The following is a 17,384-nucleotide window of genomic DNA, read 5'->3' as shown; positions in this document are numbered from 1 at the left end:
TCGTTTAATAATTTAGTTAAAGTGGGTTTCAATTTGCTCGGCAAAAAACATTCCTCTCCCGTAAACAAGCGTTTTGGCGAGAGGTCGATCGCCGCCCTATCGAGATTAGATAGTCTTCTATCACGGCCGTACCAAATTCGCTACTTTACCGTCATGGATTTATTGAATTGATCTTGGCGATTGATTTCTTGTTGAAAAACCGATGAGAGCAATTTTAGACAAGCGCTCAGTGCCGTTTATCGACCCGTTTCAACAGGCCAAACAACTCGCTATCGGTCGACAAAACGATGCTGGCATCCTTGTTTATGACTTTTCGGTAGGTGTCCATGCTTTTTAGGAATTTATAAAACTCGGCCGCCTCCGAATTTTGCGCATAAGCCTTTGCATAGATTTCGGTGGCTTTGGCATCCGCTTCGCCTTGAATTTCCTGTACCCGTTTATAGGCCGTAGAACGAATTTCGTTAAGATCGCGTTCCTTGTTGCCGTTAATGCGCGCCGCCTCGCCTTCGCCTTCCGAGCGGAAACGCTGGGCAATTTGCAGACGTTCGCTAATCATGCGCTGATAAATTCGCTCTAGCACATGTTGATTATAATTGATGCGTTTAAACCGCACTGCCAGCAACTCGATGCCAAATTCTTCCAACTTAGGCGCCGCCGCATCAAACACGCTTTTTTCGATCGCAACTCGGCCGACTCGAATCGGCCTTAACTGTCCCAAAGTGCCTTCGCCGACCAGTTGATCCAGCGCTTCGTCCATAACAGGTTTACGATTCTTGTCCGTGCGTACCGCTTCAATCAACTCGTTACGAGCAATTGCCGTGCGGGTTTCGCTGCCCAAAATATCCTCCAATCGCGATTGCGCGCTGCGCTCGTCCCGTAGGCGCAGATAGTAACGCATCGGATCGCTAATGCGCCAACGGGCAAAAGTGTCGACTTGCACATAGGTTTTATCTTTGGTCGACATTTCCACCATGGGCCCGTCCCAAGCCAGATAGCGCTTGTCAAAACGGTTAACTTGCTGCACCAATGGTAATTTAAAATGCAAGCCCGGATCCTTCACCGGATCGCCGACCGGCCTGCCGAATTGAGTCACAATCACTTGTTCGGTTTGATTGACGGTATAAGCCGAGAGGTAACAGATTAAAGCCAATAGCGCCAACACGATGCCGAATTTTTTCGATAACGTCATGAGCCGGCTCCAAACGTATTGGGCGGAAATGGCAACATCGGCAGGATCTCTTGGATCGTATCGTCAACGATGATTTGCTGTCTGGCATTCGGTAAGACTTCGCCCAACGTTTCCAAATAAATACGGGTTCGGGTTACCTCCGGCGCCTTTGTATATTGTTCCAACACCTGATTAAACGCGGTGACGTCACCCTCGGCTTCGTTAATCCGCTTGAAACGATATCCCTCTGCGGCGCGAATCGCTTGATCAGCCTGGCCCCGTGCTTTCGGTACCGCTTTGTTGTATTCGCCATTCGCGATGTTGATGGCGTTTTCTCTATCCTGTTGCGCCCGGTTAACTTCATTAAACGAAGGCTGCACCGGCACCGGTGGATTGACATTTTTAAGCTGTACCTGGTTAATGGATACACCCAAACTATAGTGCCGTGCCAAATCGCGGGTGCGGAGCAGCACCGCATCTTCGATTTCCTGCCGCCCGATAGTGATGATCTCGTCAACGGTACGGTCGCCTACCACTTCGCGCATCACGGCTTCGGTAATATCGCGCAAGGTCAAGCCGGGATCCCGCACATCGAATAGATATTTCTCCGGATCCGTAATCCTATATTGCACTATCCATTCGACTAAGGCCGAATTCAGATCGCCTGTTACCATGGATTTCTCTAACGCCGGGCTCGCGCCAACCTGATCCGGATTGGTAAAACCGGGGGTGGCAAAGCCGAATTCTAGCTTTTGTTGGCGCTGAGTCGGTACTACGATGACTTCGTCAATACCAAACGGCAATTTGGCGTGTAGGCCTGAGGGCACTTTGTCAATGTATTGGCCAAAGCGCAATACGATGCCTTCCGATTCGGCCGGAATGGTATAAAACGACATGCTGATGCCGACCAACAATAACAGGAATAGTACTATCCATTGAGGCGATAACAAGCAATAAGCGGAGAATCGTTCAAAGAGCGTTTTAGAATCGTCCATTTAAACCTCCCCGTTTTGATACGGCCTATGACACTCTAAATATGGGAACACGCAACGCTCTATGTCTGTTACAGATGAGATTAGCGTACTAAGGATTTGGCCAAAAACCACTTCCCGTTTTGCCGTTGCGAACCCTGGGGCATACCGAATGAGGAACGCCGTGAACCCTTCCATGGGGGCTTGACGGCAGCGTCCTTGCTGCCGACATCCTCACTCGCTACGTCCCCAGTGACTATTGCCATATCGGGAAGTTATTTTGGACGATATCCTAAGGATATTCCAAAAAACCGACGCTATAAAAACCCAATCCGACAGGGTTCAGGATAAATAGACAAATACCCTGAACCAAAATCATGAATTAATGATGATGCCCCCCGGCACCATGAACGTGACCATGCGCTATTTCGTCGGCAGTGGCTGGTCTGACGTCGACTACTTCTACGTCGAAAATAAGCGTTTCCCCGGCTAAAGGATGATTACCGTCGATCGTAACATCATCGCCGTTAATCTCGGTCACCGTAATAATGCCGGCACCGTGACTCACATCGGCATGAAATTGCATGCCGACCTCTACGTCCATGCCTTCAAACATTTGTTTCGAAACCACTTGCACCATATCGGGGACTAACTCGCCGTAAGCGTCGGCTGGCGGAATACTAACATTGAATTTATCACCGGCCGATTTTCCGGCTAACGCAGCTTCCAAACCGGAAATAATATTTCCGGCGCCATGCAAATAAACTAACGGTTCTTCGCCGCGTGAACTGTCTAATTGTTTTCCATCTGCGTTAGTCAGGGTGTAATGAAAGGAAACGGCCGCGCTATCAGTAATTTGCATGTGACTTCTCTTTACAGGGTAAATTCTAATTATAACCTTATCCATCCGGTATCTGTCACGATGAGAGTATTTTTGCACTCCGATCCGAATTATATGAGCGGGTAAAGTTCAGATTCTGTTGAATATGGGAAGCGGGTGATGGAACGATTGGTTATACGGCGGCCGTTGCCGAACATTTTTCGAAACGGACCTATCGGCTTGGTAAAGCATTGGACGCCCGCATCGACCTAGCAATAAATAAAGTTTAATCAACGCGCAACAAATTGCTGCCTTATTCCGGACAAAAGCGACCGGAACAACAGGTAAAAGAACAACGCACTTCTTTAAACCGCCGGCCCGGCTTATTGATCGATGAACAACATGACATCCTTCCACCAAGGCCGCCAAGGCTCCAGCGGCAAAGTGTTATGGCCGGCGTCTTGGAAGCGCCAAAGTTTTTTGGTTTGCGGCAATTTCTCGAATAAAGCCATCGTGCGTCTGTTGGACACGGTTAGGTCTTGTTCGGCCATCAAAATCGCCACATTTCCCTGATAGTTTTGGAGTCTTGCTACATTATCGTATCGGTCCAACAGCAGCCATCGCGGTAGAAAATACCAATAATGCTGTTGGGCCACGGCGGTCATCGAATCAAACGGCGTAATCAACAGCAGACCTTTAATCGGTGTAGCGCCCGACGCCACGATGCCCGCTACCACCCCGCTGCCGAGCGACTCTCCGCATAAGAACAAAGGTCCTTTGAATTCTTGCAGCGCCGTTCGGGTAATCACGATACCGTCTTCAATCAATGCTGCTTCCGACGGCGAACCGGCGCGCGCACCGTAACCCGGGTATTCGGCAATGATGACTCGATACCCGAGGCTTTGGAATCCATCAATGAAATAGGTGCGATGCATTGCCGAGCCGGCATTGCCGTGAAACACGATGATTGTGCCCTTGGCCTGTTTTATTGGGCGTGCGCTGATAAATCCGTGCGGTTCGTCTGCGGACGGCCATGGTCTTAAATTGAGCCCGGCAAGCAGGCTTTCTTGTTGTTTCGACGTAAAACGGGCCGGGAAATACATCATTTTGCGTTGCAGCAAAAAAGCCATGAATAGCAGCGTTAAATAAATCAATAACATTGTCATAATACGCTGGGTCTTCATATAAAGTCCTGACGCGGCATGGCACCAGCCGTTTTTTACATACGGGTGAAGATATCGTTTAATTAACTCAGTCGTTAATCGCTCTGACTGCGATTAATTACGCAGGCGTTAAGTTTCGTATTCGGACACATAGACCATGGTCTATGTCATTCAATCAATTTTGATAACGAACTTCAACCGCTTCGGCGGCCGAGAGTCGCCGCAGGCGAATCAACAGTTCGTCACTCGGCTGCACGCGCCAATCGTCACCCAGTTGTAAGATCGCTTTGTCATTAGCCGTGACATATTCGATCACGATTGGACATTGACCGCCGACATAAGGTTTTAGAATCGCCTTCAACTCGTCGGCAAACGTATTATGAGCCGGACATTGGGCGACATTCCAATTCAGCGTAATGCTACGCGCATACATTTCTCTGGCTTCCTCCATGCTGTATAGTTTTTCCGCGGTCATGCGCAAACTGTTGCTGAAATCGTCAATCGCCAGCGAGCCTTCCGCGACTAGAATGGCATCCTTGGCCAGCAAATTCCGGTATTTTTCGAATACGTTGCTGAACGCAGCGACTTCCAATCGGCCGGTCCTATCGTCCAGCGTAGCAAAGCCCATCGTTTTGCCTTGCTTGGTCTGGCGAGTACGCAATTCCACGACCAAACCGGCTACGCGGGCTTCCAGCTTACCGCGAGCCTTGCCGGCATCGATTTCCAGGCTGCCCAAGGTACCGTGAGTAATGTGCTTGAGTTCGGGTAAATATTCGGCAATCGGATGGCCTGACAGAAATAGCCCTAGCGTTTGCTTTTCCGCTTCCAGCTTTTCCTTTTCGGTCCAGGGTTCGACGATGGCGGAATAGGCTTCGGCCTCCCCTTCATCGATCTCGTCACCCAGACCGAACAAATCGTTCTGGCCGGCCAGCGCCATTTTACCGTGCTGTTCGGCCACGCGTAACGCCGTGGTCAATTCCGCCATATGCGCGGCACGGTTAGGGTCGATGGAATCCAACGCGCCGGCGCGAATCAAGGCCTCTAGTACTCTACGATTGACTTTGCGCAGATCGACGCGCTTGCATAAGTCGTAAAGCCCTGCAAACGGACCATTGGCGCCACGCTCTTTCAGCAAATCCTCAATCGCATTTTCACCGACCCCTTTGATGGCGCCGATGCCGTAGACGATTTGGCCCTTGTCGTTCACCGTGAAACGGAAATCGGAAATATTGATGTCGGGCGGACAGATATCCAGCTTCATTTCCCGGCATTCTTCTATCAACACCACGACTTTATCGGTATTGTCCATATCGGACGACATCACCGCCGCCATGAAAGCGGCCGGAAAATGTGCCTTCAGCCAAGCGGTTTGATAAGCGACCAAGGCATAGGCCGCCGAGTGCGATTTGTTGAAACCGTAGCCGGCGAACTTTTCCATCAAATCGAAGATATAAGTCGCAATGCCTTGGTCTATGCCGTTACTGACCGCGCCCTCGGTGAAAATCTCCCGCTGTTTGGCCATTTCCTCCGGTTTTTTCTTACCCATGGCCCGCCGCAACATGTCGGCGCCGCCCAAGGTGTAGCCGGCCATGTCGCGGGCGATCTGCATGACCTGCTCTTGATACAGGATAACGCCGTTGGTCGGCTTCAGGATGGGTTCCAGCAAGGGATGGGCGTACTCGGCCTTGGCGCCGTGCTTGACGTTGATGTAATCGTCCACCATGCCCGATTCCAGCGGGCCGGGCCGGAACAGCGCGACCAGCGCGATGATGTCGTCGAAGCAGTCGGGTTTCAGTTTTTTGATCAGCGCCTTCATGCCGCTGGACTCCAACTGGAACACGGCGGTGGTCTGGGCGTTTTTCAAGAGTTCGTAACTGGCCGGGTCGTCGCGCGGAATCCGGGCGATGTCGATGGCTTGCTCGCCCTTGGCCGCCCGCCGGCGATTGATGGTCTCTAAAGCCCAGTCGATGATGGTCAATGTTCTCAAGCCCAAGAAGTCGAACTTGACCAGACCGACCGCCTCGACGTCGTCCTTGTCGAACTGGGTAACCAGATTGCCGCCGCCTTGTTCGCAATACAGCGGCGAGAAATCGGTCAGTTTGGTCGGCGATATGACCACGCCGCCGGCGTGCTTGCCGGCGTTGCGGGAAATGCCTTCCAACGCGCGCGCCATGTCGATCAGGGCCTTGACTTCCTCTTCGGTGTCGTAGAGTTCCTTCAACTCCAAACTTTCTTTCAATGCCTTGTCCAGCGTCATGCCGATTTCGAACGGAATCAGTTTGGCTAGCCTATCGACGAACCCGTAGGCGTGGCCCATGACCCGGCCGACGTCGCGGATTACCGCCTTGGCCGCCATCGAACCGTAGGTGATGATCTGCGAGACGTGGTCGCGGCCATAATGCCGCGCCACGTAATCGATGACCTCGTCGCGCCTCTCCATGCAGAAATCGATATCGAAGTCAGGCATCGAGATCCGCTCGGGATTCAGGAAACGCTCGAACAATAGATCGAATTCGATCGGGTCCAGATCGGTGATTTTTAACGCATAGGCCACCAAGGAACCGGCGCCGGAGCCCCGCCCCGGCCCAACCGGGATATTGTTATTCTTTGCCCATTGGATGAAGTCCGAAACGATCATGAAGTAGCCAGGAAAACCCATCTGCACGATCACGTTCAACTCGGTTTCCAGACGCTGATCGTAAACCTTACGGTTTTCCTCGAAGCTGCTCTTGCCGACCGGCGGATGTTGCATCAAGCGTTCCTCCAAACCTCGGCGCGAGGCTTCGATGAAGACTTGGTCCAGCGTCATGCCTTCCGGCACCGGAAAGTCGGGCAAGAAATTCTCACCCAGCCTCAGCTCGACATTGCAGCGCTTGGCGATCTCGACGCTGTTTTCCAGGGCCTCCGGAATATCGGCAAATAGCTGCGCCATTTCCTCGGCGCTGCGCAAATATTGTTGGTCGGTGTAATCCTTGGGTCTTCTGCTGTCATCCAACACCCGGCCCTGATGAATACAAACCCGCACTTCGTGGGCGTCGAAATCGTTTTTATCGAGGAAACGCACATCATTGGTGGCGACCACCGGCAAGCCCAATTCCGCGGCGAGGTCGACGGCCAACTTTATGTAACGCTCTTCGTCCGGCTTGCCGACCCTTTGCAATTCCAGGTAATAACTATCGGGGAACAACCCGGCCCAATGTTCCGCACAAGCCTTGGCTTGAGCCGGATTTTCCGCCAGCAAGGCCGCGCCGACATCGCCTTGCATCGCGCCGGACAGCGCGATCAAACCTTGATGGTTTTGCGCTATCCACCCTCTTTGCAGCATCGGCACACCCTGATGCTGGCCGTGCTGATAGCCTTGCGAGACCAGCTCTGTCAGTGTCACATAACCCCGTTTATCACGGGCTAACAAGGTCATCCGAAAAGGCGAAGCCGGCTCGTCCTCGTTATAAATCAACACGTCGGCGCCGGCGATCGGCTTGATGCCGGCTGCTTGAGCCGCCTTGTAAAACTTGACTAGCGAGAACAGATTGCTCTGCTCGGTGATTGCCGCCGACGGCATTTGAAAGTCGGTCAGCTTTTTGACCAAGGGCTTGATGCGAACGATGCCGTCGACCAGCGAAAACTCGGTGTGTATGCGCAAATGAAGGAATTTTGGCGCCATAAAGCCTTAGTCTAGATATTTTTTCACTGGCGCGTAAGAACGCCGATGCTGCGGAGTCAGACCTAACGCGGCCAACGCTGCGAGATGCACTTTTGTTGGATAACCTTTGTGCTTAGCAAAAGCATAACCGGGATAGAAACGATCCAGCGTCGACATTTCTTCATCACGCGCAACTTTGGCTAAGATAGACGCTGCGGAGATTTCCGCTACCAACACGTCACCGCCGACGACAGCTTCGCCGGGACAGTCGATATCCGGTAAGCGGTTGCCGTCCACCAACACATAATCCGGCCGCACTGAAAGCTGCCCAAAAGCCCTCTGCATTGCGACAAAAGTGGCCTGCAATATATTGATACGGTCAATTTCACTGGCTTCGGCACGCGCCACCGCCCAGCATAACGCCTTGGCCTTGATTTCCGCGGCCAACAGGCTTCGCTGCTTCTCGCTGAGTTTCTTGGAGTCGGTCAAACCGGCGATCGCTTGGTCCGGGTCGAGTATCACCGCCGCCGCAACCACCGGTCCGACGATGCAACCGCGTCCTACTTCGTCAATGCCGGCGATACGTCGTTTTTGATTATCGGAGAATACCGCGCGTGACATTACGCAGAAAACTGACCATATTGGACAATTCGTTACTTTCGCCGGCCATACCTTCCATTTCTTCTATGGCGTCTTCCAGGCGCAGATTGTTTTTGTACAGAATCTTGTAGGCTTGACGGATCTGGCGAATGACCTCGGGCGATTTGCCGTTGCGCTCCATGCCGACCGAATTGATGCCGTGCGGGCGGGTCGGCCTGCCTCCGACCATGACGTAAGGTGGAATATCTTGGGTAATCGCGCTGCCCATGGCCGAAAAACTGTATTCTCCGATTTGGGTAAATTGATGCACTAGCGTAAATCCACCCAATATTGCATGATCGCCGACATGCACATGACCGGCAATGGACGCGCCGTTGGCCATAATCACATGATCACCGATCATACAATCGTGAGCGACATGGGTATAAGCCATGAATAGGTTATCGTTGCCGATTGTGGTCACGCCTTGATCCTGCAATGTTCCCCTATGCATGGTACAAAACTCGCGAATCACATTGCGGTCCCCGATTTGCAAGCGGGTGATTTCGTGAGCGTATTTTTTGTCCTGCGGATCCTCGCCGATCGAAGCGAATTGGTAAATCGTGTTGTCTTTACCTATGGTCGTCGGTCCGTTGATTACAACATGCGGACCGACTTCGGTGCCTGCGTCTATCTGGACATCCGGGCCGATAACGGTGAATGGCCCGACTTTGACGCCTTCCGCCAATTCGGCCTTGGGATGAATAACTGCGCGCGGATCGATCATTTCGACCCCGAAACCGCGCACATGATCTGCGCACTCGCGGCCAATTCGGCGTCGACCTCCGCCCGGCAATCGAAGCTCCACAGATGGCGTTTATGCTTCACGTAAGTCACGTTCAACACCAACTGATCGCCGGGAACAACTTGCCTTTTAAACCGTGCATTGTCGATACCGGCTAAGTAATAAATCGTATCTTCGCTCAGTCCGTCAGTACTTTGCGAAGTCAGTAAAGCGGTCGCTTGCGCCAAGGCTTCCATGATTAAAACACCCGGCATAATCGGCTGATTCGGAAAATGGCCCTGAAAAAATGCTTCATTGAAACTGACGTTTTTTACCCCTATCAAATGGCTACTGGGTTCACACTCAATGACTTTATCAACCAATAAGAATGGATAACGATGAGGCAAAATCTGTTGAATTTGTAATATATCGAGGTTACCGGCCATACAGAATAACGTTTTGATCATGGAGCGCCGTCAACATTCTTCGAGCGCTCCTTTCAGAGAAGAATAACCTTAGAGATTTTGTTACTGCGACAACGTTTCCAGTTTTTGCTGTACTTGACTGGTGACATCGATATCGTCATTCGCGTAGATGACGCCATCGGTCAGCAACAGATCAAAGGATTCTTCTTTAGCAATCGCTCTAACAGCTTCGACTATGCGTTTTTGCAAGTTACCTAACTCTTCGTTTCTGCGCATGTTGAAGTCTTCTTGGAATTCTTGCTGCGCTCTAGCCGCATCGCGTTTTTTGTCGACGATGTCTTTTTCCAAGCGGCGACGCTCTTCTTCGCCCATGATCGCAGAATCACGGTTTAATCTCTCTTCCAAGGCTTTGATATCTTTAACTTGAGCGGCCAACGATTTGTCGCGCGGAGAAAATTCAGTTTCTAACCGGGATTTAGCTTTTGCGGCTTGCGGGGCTTTTTCCAATACTTTAGCCACGTTGACAAAACCGATTTTTAAATCCGCGTGACTCACGCAAGCAGACAACATCAACATTAAAAACAACGAAATTCTATTTTTCATGAGTACAACCATCTCCTGGTTAGTTTTTGAGGGATTAAAACACGACGTTAAATTATAAGGCATAAACGACTCAGCCCAAACTAAAATCCTGAGCCGAAGGTAAACTGAAAGTTTTGAACATTGTCAGTCGGGCTGGCGTTAAAGGGTTGAGCCACACTAACCGCAATTGCGCCGAACGGCGATAACCACTCACCGGACAAACCGGCCGAATAACGCATATAGTCAAAATTAAAGCCATCACTCACGTTACCGGCATCGACGAAGGTGCCAATCCGAACTGATTTAAGATCGCTCAAGAATGGTACCGGAAAAAACAACTCGGCAGAGCCTATTAATTTAAACGACCCCCCGATCGGCCGGGCGGTACTCCCGTTCCTTGGCGTATCTTTCGGCCCCAAGGTGTTTTGCCTAAAACCGCGGACCGACCCGGGGCCGCCGCCGAAATAGTTTTCGAAAAAAGGCAGCCCATCGGTATTGCCGTAGCCGTTGCCGTAAGCCACTTCTCCCAACAAGCGAAAAGTAAAGTCGCTCGACAAAGGAAAGTAATGCTGATGCTTGTAACCGAGTTTGTAATACTCCAGGTCGCTGCCCGGGATGGTGGCCAGCGCCGAGACCCGCTGTTGACCGCCGTCTGTGGCGAATATCGCCCGATTCAATGTATCGTGCGTCCAGCCGACGGCTGTAGAAAATGTTAAAAAAGTCTCGCCGTATTGGTCAATAAAATCAACGACCTCTTGCGGCGAATAATCCGTATCTGAAATATTGGTATTCTTCACGTCGAAATCAAAACCGAGACTATCAAATTCGTCCAACGGAATACCAAAATTAAATCCGGCATTTGCCACATCGGTATTATATCGAGAGATATTGGCTTGATAAGCATTACGTGAAATATAACCCAAATCCCATCCCAAGCTAACACCGTCTATCGTGAAATAAGGATCTCGATAACCGAAATTGTAACGGGTCAAAATATTACTATTATTAAAGGCAAAATTGACTCGTTTGCCCGTACCGAAAATATTATCCTGAGAAATATTAGCGTTAAATATAATCCCTTGTAATTGTGAATACCCGATACCGGCCTGTAAATTGCCCGACGCTCTTTCCTTGATCGAATAATTTACGTCAATCTGATCGGCCGTACCGACCACGGGGGGCGTCTCTACGCCAACTTCTTCGAAATAGCCTAAACGGTCCAAGCGGGTTTTCGATCGCTCGATCTGCCGGCTCGAAGCCCAACTGGACTCCATCTGCCGCATCTCGCGCCGAAGCACTTCATCGCGTGTTTTGGTATTGCCTTTGAAATTGATACGATGCACATAGACCCGTTTACCAGGATCAACGAAAAAAGTCATCACAACCGTTTTAGCTTGTTCGTTTATCTCCGGCACCATATTCACGTTGGCGAAGGTATAGCCTTCGTCTCCTAGGCGTTCGGAAATTGCTTTTGACGTCTCGGTAGCATTTTTGCGCGAAAATATTTCGCCGGGCCCCACTTTGACGAGTCTCACCAGCTCCTCGGGTTCAGCCACTAATTCGCCCGTAAGCTTGACTTTTTCCAATGTATAAACATCGCCTTCCTTGACGTTAATCGTGATGTAAATTTCCTTCTTATCAGCCGTGATGTCGACCTGGGTCGATTCGATGGAAAAGTTTATATAACCGCGGTCCAAATAATACGAGCGCAGCTTTTCCAAGTCGGCGGAGAGTTTTTGCTTTGAATATTGGTCGTCTTTCGAATAAAACGACAAGAAATTAGTGGTGCTCAGCTCGAAATCTTTCTTTAAATCATCATTACTGAAAGCCCGGTTACCGACGATATTAATCTGTTTAATCTTGGCAACCTTGCCTTCCGAAATCTCGATGTGAATGCCAACCCGATTGCGGGTAAGTTCGGTGACATCGGTTTTAATCTTTAAGCCGTATTTTCCGTGACTGAAATATTGTCTGCGCAATTCTTGCTCTACTTTGTCCAAGATCTGCTTATTGTAAACATTGCCTTCGGTCATGCCGACTTTCTTTAATGCTTCCGTCAAATCTTCTTTTTTAATATCCTTGTTGCCCTCGATAACGATCTTGGCCACCGACGGACGCTCTACCACACTGACAATCAAAGTACCGCCGGCTCTTTCCAACGTAATGTCTTTAAAGAACCCGGTATTGAACAACGCACGGATCGCTTTTGCCTGCTTTTCTTCGGTAAAGGTCTCGCCCACAGCGACCGGCAAGTAGTTGTAAACCGTACCCGCGGAAATCCTTTGCAAGCCTTTAACTTGAATATCCTCAACAACAAAGCTGCCGGCATGAGCAAGGTTGATTGCCAACCCACTCACCAACAATACCTGAAACAGCGGATAATTTTTCACTCACTCGACCAAAAAAAATAAACAGCGACAATTGTACCATGGGGGTTGGTAATTCAAGCGCGCTAGTTCGGCAATAAAACTACCAACTTTACACTAGTTTCGGATTTCATGATCGTTTTTAACGACAAGCAGGAACAAGCAAAACAAATTTATAAAATACCGCAACACTCGACGGATAAAAAGCCATAAATCACTGTTTTTTTCATAGAAAGGTATTGCTTACCAAGGCCTGATACGCGGACTTTGCGTAGCGCGCCTCACGTTCGGCAAAGGAGGGTATGGAAACCGGACTCGTGCCGCCGGCCCCCTTGACTGCAGCTATATTATTGCCAGGATCCAACTTGTAGACGCCGGCAATCGAAATACCGTGTGTCGGCGTTATCAAGCTGTAGCAGGTATTCATCCAATTAGGATCTTCGACTATTTGATCGTTCAGTAGCGCAATCACGGCGATAGCGCAGGCTTTCGCGGCCGAATTCGCAGCAAATGCCGATTTGGGTAACGGCGCATAATTGGCGGCGTCTCCGATTACATGTATGAATTCGTCAAACATTGATTGCCCGGTTTGCGGCCTAACCGGACACCAGCCGCTTGAATCGGTCAAATCGGCCTGACCGGCTAATTCAGCGGCTTTTTGCGGCGGAATGATGTTCAGCACGTCGGCACGAAACCGGTCGCCGAAATCCGTGATAAGAGTCTTGCTATTTTTTTCCAATCGGATGATCGGATTGTCGGCCAATGATTGCCATTCAATCAGACTATTGCGTGTACCGTAGCCGTAATGCTTCGCCCAAGCGGCTTCGAATAAGGCCTGTTTAGAAAAACTGCGCTTGGGGTCGAGAATGATAATTTTCGATCGCGGCTTATGCCGTTGCAGCCAGTATGCCATCATACTGGCTCGTTCATAAGGTCCCGGCGGACAGCGATACGGATCCGGCGGCGCTGCAATGATTATCACGCCGCCATCGGGCATGGATTGCAGTTGTTTGATCAGTAAAAAAGTTTGCGGGCCTGCCCGCCAAGCATGCGGAAAAATTTCGGCGACGGCTGAACTGTAACCGTCGATCGCATCCCAGCGAAATGCAATCCCCGGCGATAGAATCAAGCGGTCATAAGCTAAAAATTGCCCGCTCGCCAGCCGGAGTTGGCGCCTGCTGCGATCGATCGCGCTGACGCGGTCGTTACGCACATCAATGCCGTAACGGTCTTTAAGCGCCCGATACTCAACCATCAGCCGATCCGGGTTGATCAATCCGGCAAACAGCCAATTACTGCCCGGACACGTCATGTAACGAGTGACCGGGTCGATCAAGGTAACATGAACATTGACATCCAGCAGACATAAAGTCTTGGCGGCCGTCGCGCCGCCGAAACCGCCGCCGACCACAACTACCCGCGCTTTCGCCGATTTCCGCGGCAAACTTTGACAAGCGGACAAGGACCATGCAGCCGATCCGGCCAAAGCTTTCAGAAAACGTCTTCTGGATGGTAAGGTCATTGTTCGGAACTGTTGCCGGCAAGGAACTCCGCTACCGCAGCCAATTCCCGGTCGCTATAGCCTTTGGCGATGCGCGGCATCAATGTCGCCGGTTTCCCGTCATATTTAAAATCGAACAACATTTGCCGTAATTGCTGCTCCGATAAGCGGTTCAATGCAGGAATTTCAGTATCGGAAAAACTTGGGCCGTAACGGTGACAATTCAAACAGTTCAGCGCAATCGCTCGCGCGCCGACATCGGCTCGACAAGCCGAAGCAGCGATTAGCCATAAAAAAAATGTTCTCGGATGAAAGGGCGTCGTCATGGCGCGGCCAAATGCTTTTGCCGAAACACTTCATACATCAGTACGCCTGCCGCTACTGACACATTGAGACTTTCGACTTGGCCCGACATCGGAATTTTAACTAAAAAATCGCAATGTTTTCGGGTCAGTTGACGTAAGCCCGTACCTTCAGCACCCATGACCAAGGCCAAGGGCATATCGAGCTTCAAGTCATAAATGCTCCGGTCTGCCTCCCCGGCCGTTCCGATAATCCAGATATTCCGTTCCTTCAACCAACGCATTACCCTGGCTAAATTGGTGACTTGATAAACAGGAACGGTTTCAGCCGCGCCACTAGCCACTTTGCACACCGTCGGTGTAATGCTTGCGGAATTATCCTTAGGAAGGATAATGCCGTGGGCACCCGCCGCGTCGGCAGTACGCAAACAGGCACCCAAATTATGCGGATCCTGCACCTGATCCAAAATTAAATAAAAAGCCGGCTCAGCCAAGGTTTCCACCGCCCGCTTCAGATCGTCTTCATTAAACATGGCGGGCAACTCGACCGCAACGACAATGCCTTGATGGTTTTTTCCGTCGGCCAGACGATCGAGTTTTTTACGCTCGGATTTTTCCGGGTGAACCCCCAGCGCCTGCAATTCGTCTGACAGCTGTTTGAGCCGGGCATCCTGCCTTTGATTATCGACCCAGGCACGGCGTATATTCTGAGGCGAATAATCCAGAGCGGCCTGAACGGCGTGAATGCCGAATATATGCGTAGTATTCATTAACGGCGGCGGTTACGCTGTTTGCTTCTGGCTTCGCCCTCTTTGCCCTTAAGCACTTTATTCCGGTCTTTGGGTTTCCTTGAAGTCTTATTAGCGTTTTTTTTACCGCTTTTAATCGATTGGATTAATTCAAAATCTATTTTTTTGTCATCCAGATTGACTCTTACCACCCTAACCTTAACCAGATCGGCCAGACGATAGCGTACACCGGTACGTTCGCCATAGAGTTGATGGCGGCTAGCGTCGTATTCGTAATAGTCGCCATGCAAGGACGCGATATGCACAAGGCCTTCGACGTAAATCGATTGCAACTCGACGAAAAAACCAAAACCGGTCACCGCCGAAATAATCCCATCGAATTCCTCGCCGATTTTGTCCATCATGTATTCGCACTTTAACCACGTCACCACATCGCGGGTCGCGTCGTCGGCTCGGCGCTCATTGGCCGAACAGTGTTCGCCCAATACGACCATGTCAGGATAGGAATAATTGAATTCGGACGGATTTTTACCGGTCAAACAATGCTTTATCGCTCGGTGTACCAGCAAATCAGGATAACGCCGAATCGGCGAGGTAAAATGCGTGTAGGCTTCAAGAGCCAAACCGAAATGACCTTCGGTCTCCGGACTATAGACCGCTTGCGACATCGATCTCAGCAAAACGGTCTGAATCAGATGGGCGTCCTTTCGGTCTTTTACCGACTCCAGCAGATGCATGTAATCCAACGGCGTAGGCTCAGCACCGCCGCCTAAGAACAGCCCCAATTCACCCAGAAAGGTCCTCAACGCCAGCAGTTTCTCCGGACCCGGCCGCTCATGGATTCTTAACAATCGCGGTATTTTTTTTCGGTTTAACAGTTTTGCGGCGGCGGTATTCGCCGTGATCATGCATTCTTCGATCAATTTATGAGCGTCGTTACGCACCAACGGCACGATTTCGGCAATTTTTCGTTCCGAACCGAACACAATGCGGGTTTCCTGTGTGTCGAAATCCAGAGCGCCGCGAATTTCGCGCTGTTCGCGCATGACTTTGTACATGTCGTGCAAAGCCTGCAAATGCGGCACCAAATCGACGTATTTCTTCGCCAATTTTTGATCGCCTTCCACTAATATTTTTGCGACTTCGGTATAGGTCAAGCGCGCATGCGAACGCATTACCGCTTCGTAAAAACGCGAGCGCAGCATTTTGCCTTGCTCGTCGATCACCATTTCGCACGCCATGCACAAGCGATCGACTTTCGGATTCAGCGAACATAAACCATTCGACAGAATCTCGGGAAGCATCGGGATAACGCGTTCGGGAAAGTACACCGAAGTACTTCGGTTCTGAGCTTCCGCGTCCAATGCGGTACCTATCCTTACATAATGCGATACATCGGCGATCGCGACCAATAATTTCCAGCCTTTGCCGGTTTTACGGGCATAAACGGCGTCGTCAAAGTCGCGCGCGTCTTCGCCATCTATGGTCACTAACGGAAGATGCCGGATATCTTCTCTTCCCTGTTTCGCCTCTTCCGGAACTTCCGGCTTAAGCGTTTTGATTTCGTCCAATAAGGCATCCGGCCAATGATTGGGCAAATCGTACGAACGGATGGCCATTTCGATCTCCATGCCGGGCGCCATATGCAGCCCTAAAACCTCGGTAATACGGCCTAGGGGTTGGCAATGCATGGTGGGTTGTTGCACAATTTCGGCGACCACAATTTGGCCTTTCTTGGCCCCGCCGGTATCTTCTTTCGCGACTAATACTTCGTGAGAAATCTTTTTGTTGTCAGGGACGACATAGGCTACCCTGCCCTCGGTGTAAAATCGTCCCACAACATGATGGGTATTGCGTTCTATGATTTCTATCACCGCCGCTTCCCTTCGTCCCTTCCTATCGATACCGACGACTCGGACAATCACCCTGTCGTTCGGCATTAGAGGTTTCATTTCACGCGGCGACAAAAACAAGTCATCGCTACAATCGTCGGGTTTAACAAAACCAAACCCGTCCGGATGACCCAATACCCTTCCGGTGATCGTGTTATGGCCGTGGCCTATATCGTATTTTTGCTTGCTATTGAATATAAGCTGTCCGTCGCGCTCCATTGCTCTCAGTCGCCGGCGTAAGGCTTCCAGCGCATCCGGGGTCTCGAGGCCGAATCGCTGGGCTATTTGGTGGCGTCGCAAGGATTTTCCGCTTTGCTCGATCAGCTGCATGATCAGCTCTCGACTCGGAATGGGGTTTTCGTATTTCTCGGCTTCGCGTTGAGCGAATGGGTCTTCGATGTTTTTAAAATCGGTGGCTTGATCGGTGTTTTCTGTCATT

The 17,384-nt window shown here is 50.7% G+C and carries 14 protein-coding genes; all 14 read right to left on the bottom strand.

Annotation, left to right across the window (positions count from 1 at the left end):
* Positions 1-226: 226 nt before the first annotated feature.
* The 14 genes from hflC to rnr all read right to left on the bottom strand — a co-directional run bounded on the left by hflC (position 227) and on the right by rnr (position 17,383).
* Positions 227-1,189: a protease modulator HflC gene (hflC, locus tag ACW73I_RS15040; RefSeq protein ID WP_458030225.1), complete on the bottom strand. Its 963-nt coding sequence runs from the start codon at positions 1,187-1,189 to the stop codon at positions 227-229.
* The gene (gene hflK / locus ACW73I_RS15035) at positions 1,186-2,163 is read right to left on the bottom strand and encodes an FtsH protease activity modulator HflK (protein WP_458030224.1); all 978 of its coding nucleotides are present in this window, start codon (positions 2,161-2,163) and stop codon (positions 1,186-1,188) included. Before hflK ends, hflC begins: the two co-directional genes overlap by 4 nt.
* Positions 2,164-2,521: 358 nt before the next feature.
* Positions 2,522-3,001, bottom strand: coding sequence for an FKBP-type peptidyl-prolyl cis-trans isomerase (locus ACW73I_RS15030; RefSeq protein WP_458030222.1), 480 nt, complete (start codon positions 2,999-3,001; stop codon positions 2,522-2,524).
* A 341-nt stretch (positions 3,002-3,342) separates the two neighbouring features.
* Complete coding sequence (locus ACW73I_RS15025; protein WP_458030221.1) at positions 3,343-4,143, bottom strand: alpha/beta hydrolase; 801 nt, start codon at positions 4,141-4,143, stop codon at positions 3,343-3,345.
* A gap of 154 nt (positions 4,144-4,297) precedes the next feature.
* On the bottom strand, positions 4,298-7,786 hold the full coding sequence (gene dnaE, locus ACW73I_RS15020) for a DNA polymerase III subunit alpha (protein WP_458030220.1): 3,489 nt from the start codon (positions 7,784-7,786) through the stop codon (positions 4,298-4,300).
* Positions 7,787-7,792: 6 nt separating this feature from the next.
* Complete coding sequence (gene rnhB / locus ACW73I_RS15015; RefSeq protein WP_458030218.1) at positions 7,793-8,386, bottom strand: ribonuclease HII; 594 nt, start codon at positions 8,384-8,386, stop codon at positions 7,793-7,795.
* Positions 8,361-9,131, bottom strand: coding sequence for an acyl-ACP--UDP-N-acetylglucosamine O-acyltransferase (gene lpxA, locus ACW73I_RS15010; RefSeq protein WP_458030217.1), 771 nt, complete (start codon positions 9,129-9,131; stop codon positions 8,361-8,363). Before lpxA ends, rnhB begins: the two co-directional genes overlap by 26 nt.
* Positions 9,128-9,574, bottom strand: coding sequence for a 3-hydroxyacyl-ACP dehydratase FabZ (fabZ, locus tag ACW73I_RS15005; RefSeq protein WP_458030274.1), 447 nt, complete (start codon positions 9,572-9,574; stop codon positions 9,128-9,130). The genes lpxA and fabZ overlap by 4 nt, the downstream gene beginning before the upstream one ends.
* 81 nt (positions 9,575-9,655) lie before the next feature.
* Positions 9,656-10,156, bottom strand: a complete 501-nt coding sequence (locus tag ACW73I_RS15000) for an OmpH family outer membrane protein (RefSeq protein WP_458030216.1) — start codon at positions 10,154-10,156, stop codon at positions 9,656-9,658.
* Positions 10,157-10,236: 80 nt separating this feature from the next.
* The gene (gene bamA / locus ACW73I_RS14995; protein ID WP_458030273.1) at positions 10,237-12,510 is read right to left on the bottom strand and encodes an outer membrane protein assembly factor BamA; all 2,274 of its coding nucleotides are present in this window, start codon (positions 12,508-12,510) and stop codon (positions 10,237-10,239) included.
* Positions 12,511-12,727: 217 nt separating this feature from the next.
* A complete protein-coding gene (locus tag ACW73I_RS14990) occupies positions 12,728-14,023 on the bottom strand; it encodes an FCSD flavin-binding domain-containing protein (RefSeq protein WP_458030215.1) in 1,296 nt (431 codons plus the stop codon).
* Positions 14,020-14,328 (bottom strand): c-type cytochrome, encoded by a 309-nt coding sequence (locus tag ACW73I_RS14985; protein ID WP_458030214.1) that lies wholly within the window; start codon positions 14,326-14,328, stop codon positions 14,020-14,022. The genes ACW73I_RS14990 and ACW73I_RS14985 overlap by 4 nt, the downstream gene beginning before the upstream one ends.
* Positions 14,325-15,074, bottom strand: a complete 750-nt coding sequence (gene rlmB, locus ACW73I_RS14980; RefSeq protein WP_458030213.1) for a 23S rRNA (guanosine(2251)-2'-O)-methyltransferase RlmB — start codon at positions 15,072-15,074, stop codon at positions 14,325-14,327. Before rlmB ends, ACW73I_RS14985 begins: the two co-directional genes overlap by 4 nt.
* Complete coding sequence (gene rnr / locus ACW73I_RS14975) at positions 15,074-17,383, bottom strand: ribonuclease R (RefSeq protein WP_458030211.1); 2,310 nt, start codon at positions 17,381-17,383, stop codon at positions 15,074-15,076. Before rnr ends, rlmB begins: the two co-directional genes overlap by 1 nt.
* Between the last annotated feature and the right edge of the window lies 1 nt (position 17,384).

This window comes from Methylomonas sp. MgM2 (genome assembly GCF_054172045.1).
The sequence above is the reverse complement of the archived record's forward strand: the minus strand, read 5'-3'. Positions and strand labels throughout refer to the sequence as shown.

Excerpts from the sequence above, each read along its gene's own strand:
- rnr (WP_458030211.1), bottom strand. The coding sequence starts at position 17,383 with ATGACAGAAAACACCGATCAAGCCACCGATTTTAAAAACATCGAAGAC.
- rlmB (WP_458030213.1), bottom strand. The coding sequence starts at position 15,074 with ATGAATACTACGCATATATTCGGCATTCACGCCGTTCAGGCCGCTCTG.
- lpxA (WP_458030217.1), bottom strand. The coding sequence starts at position 9,131 with ATGATCGATCCGCGCGCAGTTATTCATCCCAAGGCCGAATTGGCGGAA.
- ACW73I_RS15030 (WP_458030222.1), bottom strand. The coding sequence starts at position 3,001 with ATGCAAATTACTGATAGCGCGGCCGTTTCCTTTCATTACACCCTGACT.
- rnhB (WP_458030218.1), bottom strand. The coding sequence starts at position 8,386 with ATGTCACGCGCGGTATTCTCCGATAATCAAAAACGACGTATCGCCGGC.
- ACW73I_RS15025 (WP_458030221.1), bottom strand. The coding sequence starts at position 4,143 with ATGAAGACCCAGCGTATTATGACAATGTTATTGATTTATTTAACGCTG.
- ACW73I_RS14985 (WP_458030214.1), bottom strand. The coding sequence starts at position 14,328 with ATGACGACGCCCTTTCATCCGAGAACATTTTTTTTATGGCTAATCGCT.
- dnaE (WP_458030220.1), bottom strand. The coding sequence starts at position 7,786 with ATGGCGCCAAAATTCCTTCATTTGCGCATACACACCGAGTTTTCGCTG.
- fabZ (WP_458030274.1), bottom strand. The coding sequence starts at position 9,574 with ATGGCCGGTAACCTCGATATATTACAAATTCAACAGATTTTGCCTCAT.
- ACW73I_RS15000 (WP_458030216.1), bottom strand. The coding sequence starts at position 10,156 with ATGAAAAATAGAATTTCGTTGTTTTTAATGTTGATGTTGTCTGCTTGC.
- ACW73I_RS14990 (WP_458030215.1), bottom strand. The coding sequence starts at position 14,023 with ATGACCTTACCATCCAGAAGACGTTTTCTGAAAGCTTTGGCCGGATCG.
- hflC (WP_458030225.1), bottom strand. The coding sequence starts at position 1,189 with ATGACGTTATCGAAAAAATTCGGCATCGTGTTGGCGCTATTGGCTTTA.
- hflK (WP_458030224.1), bottom strand. The coding sequence starts at position 2,163 with ATGGACGATTCTAAAACGCTCTTTGAACGATTCTCCGCTTATTGCTTG.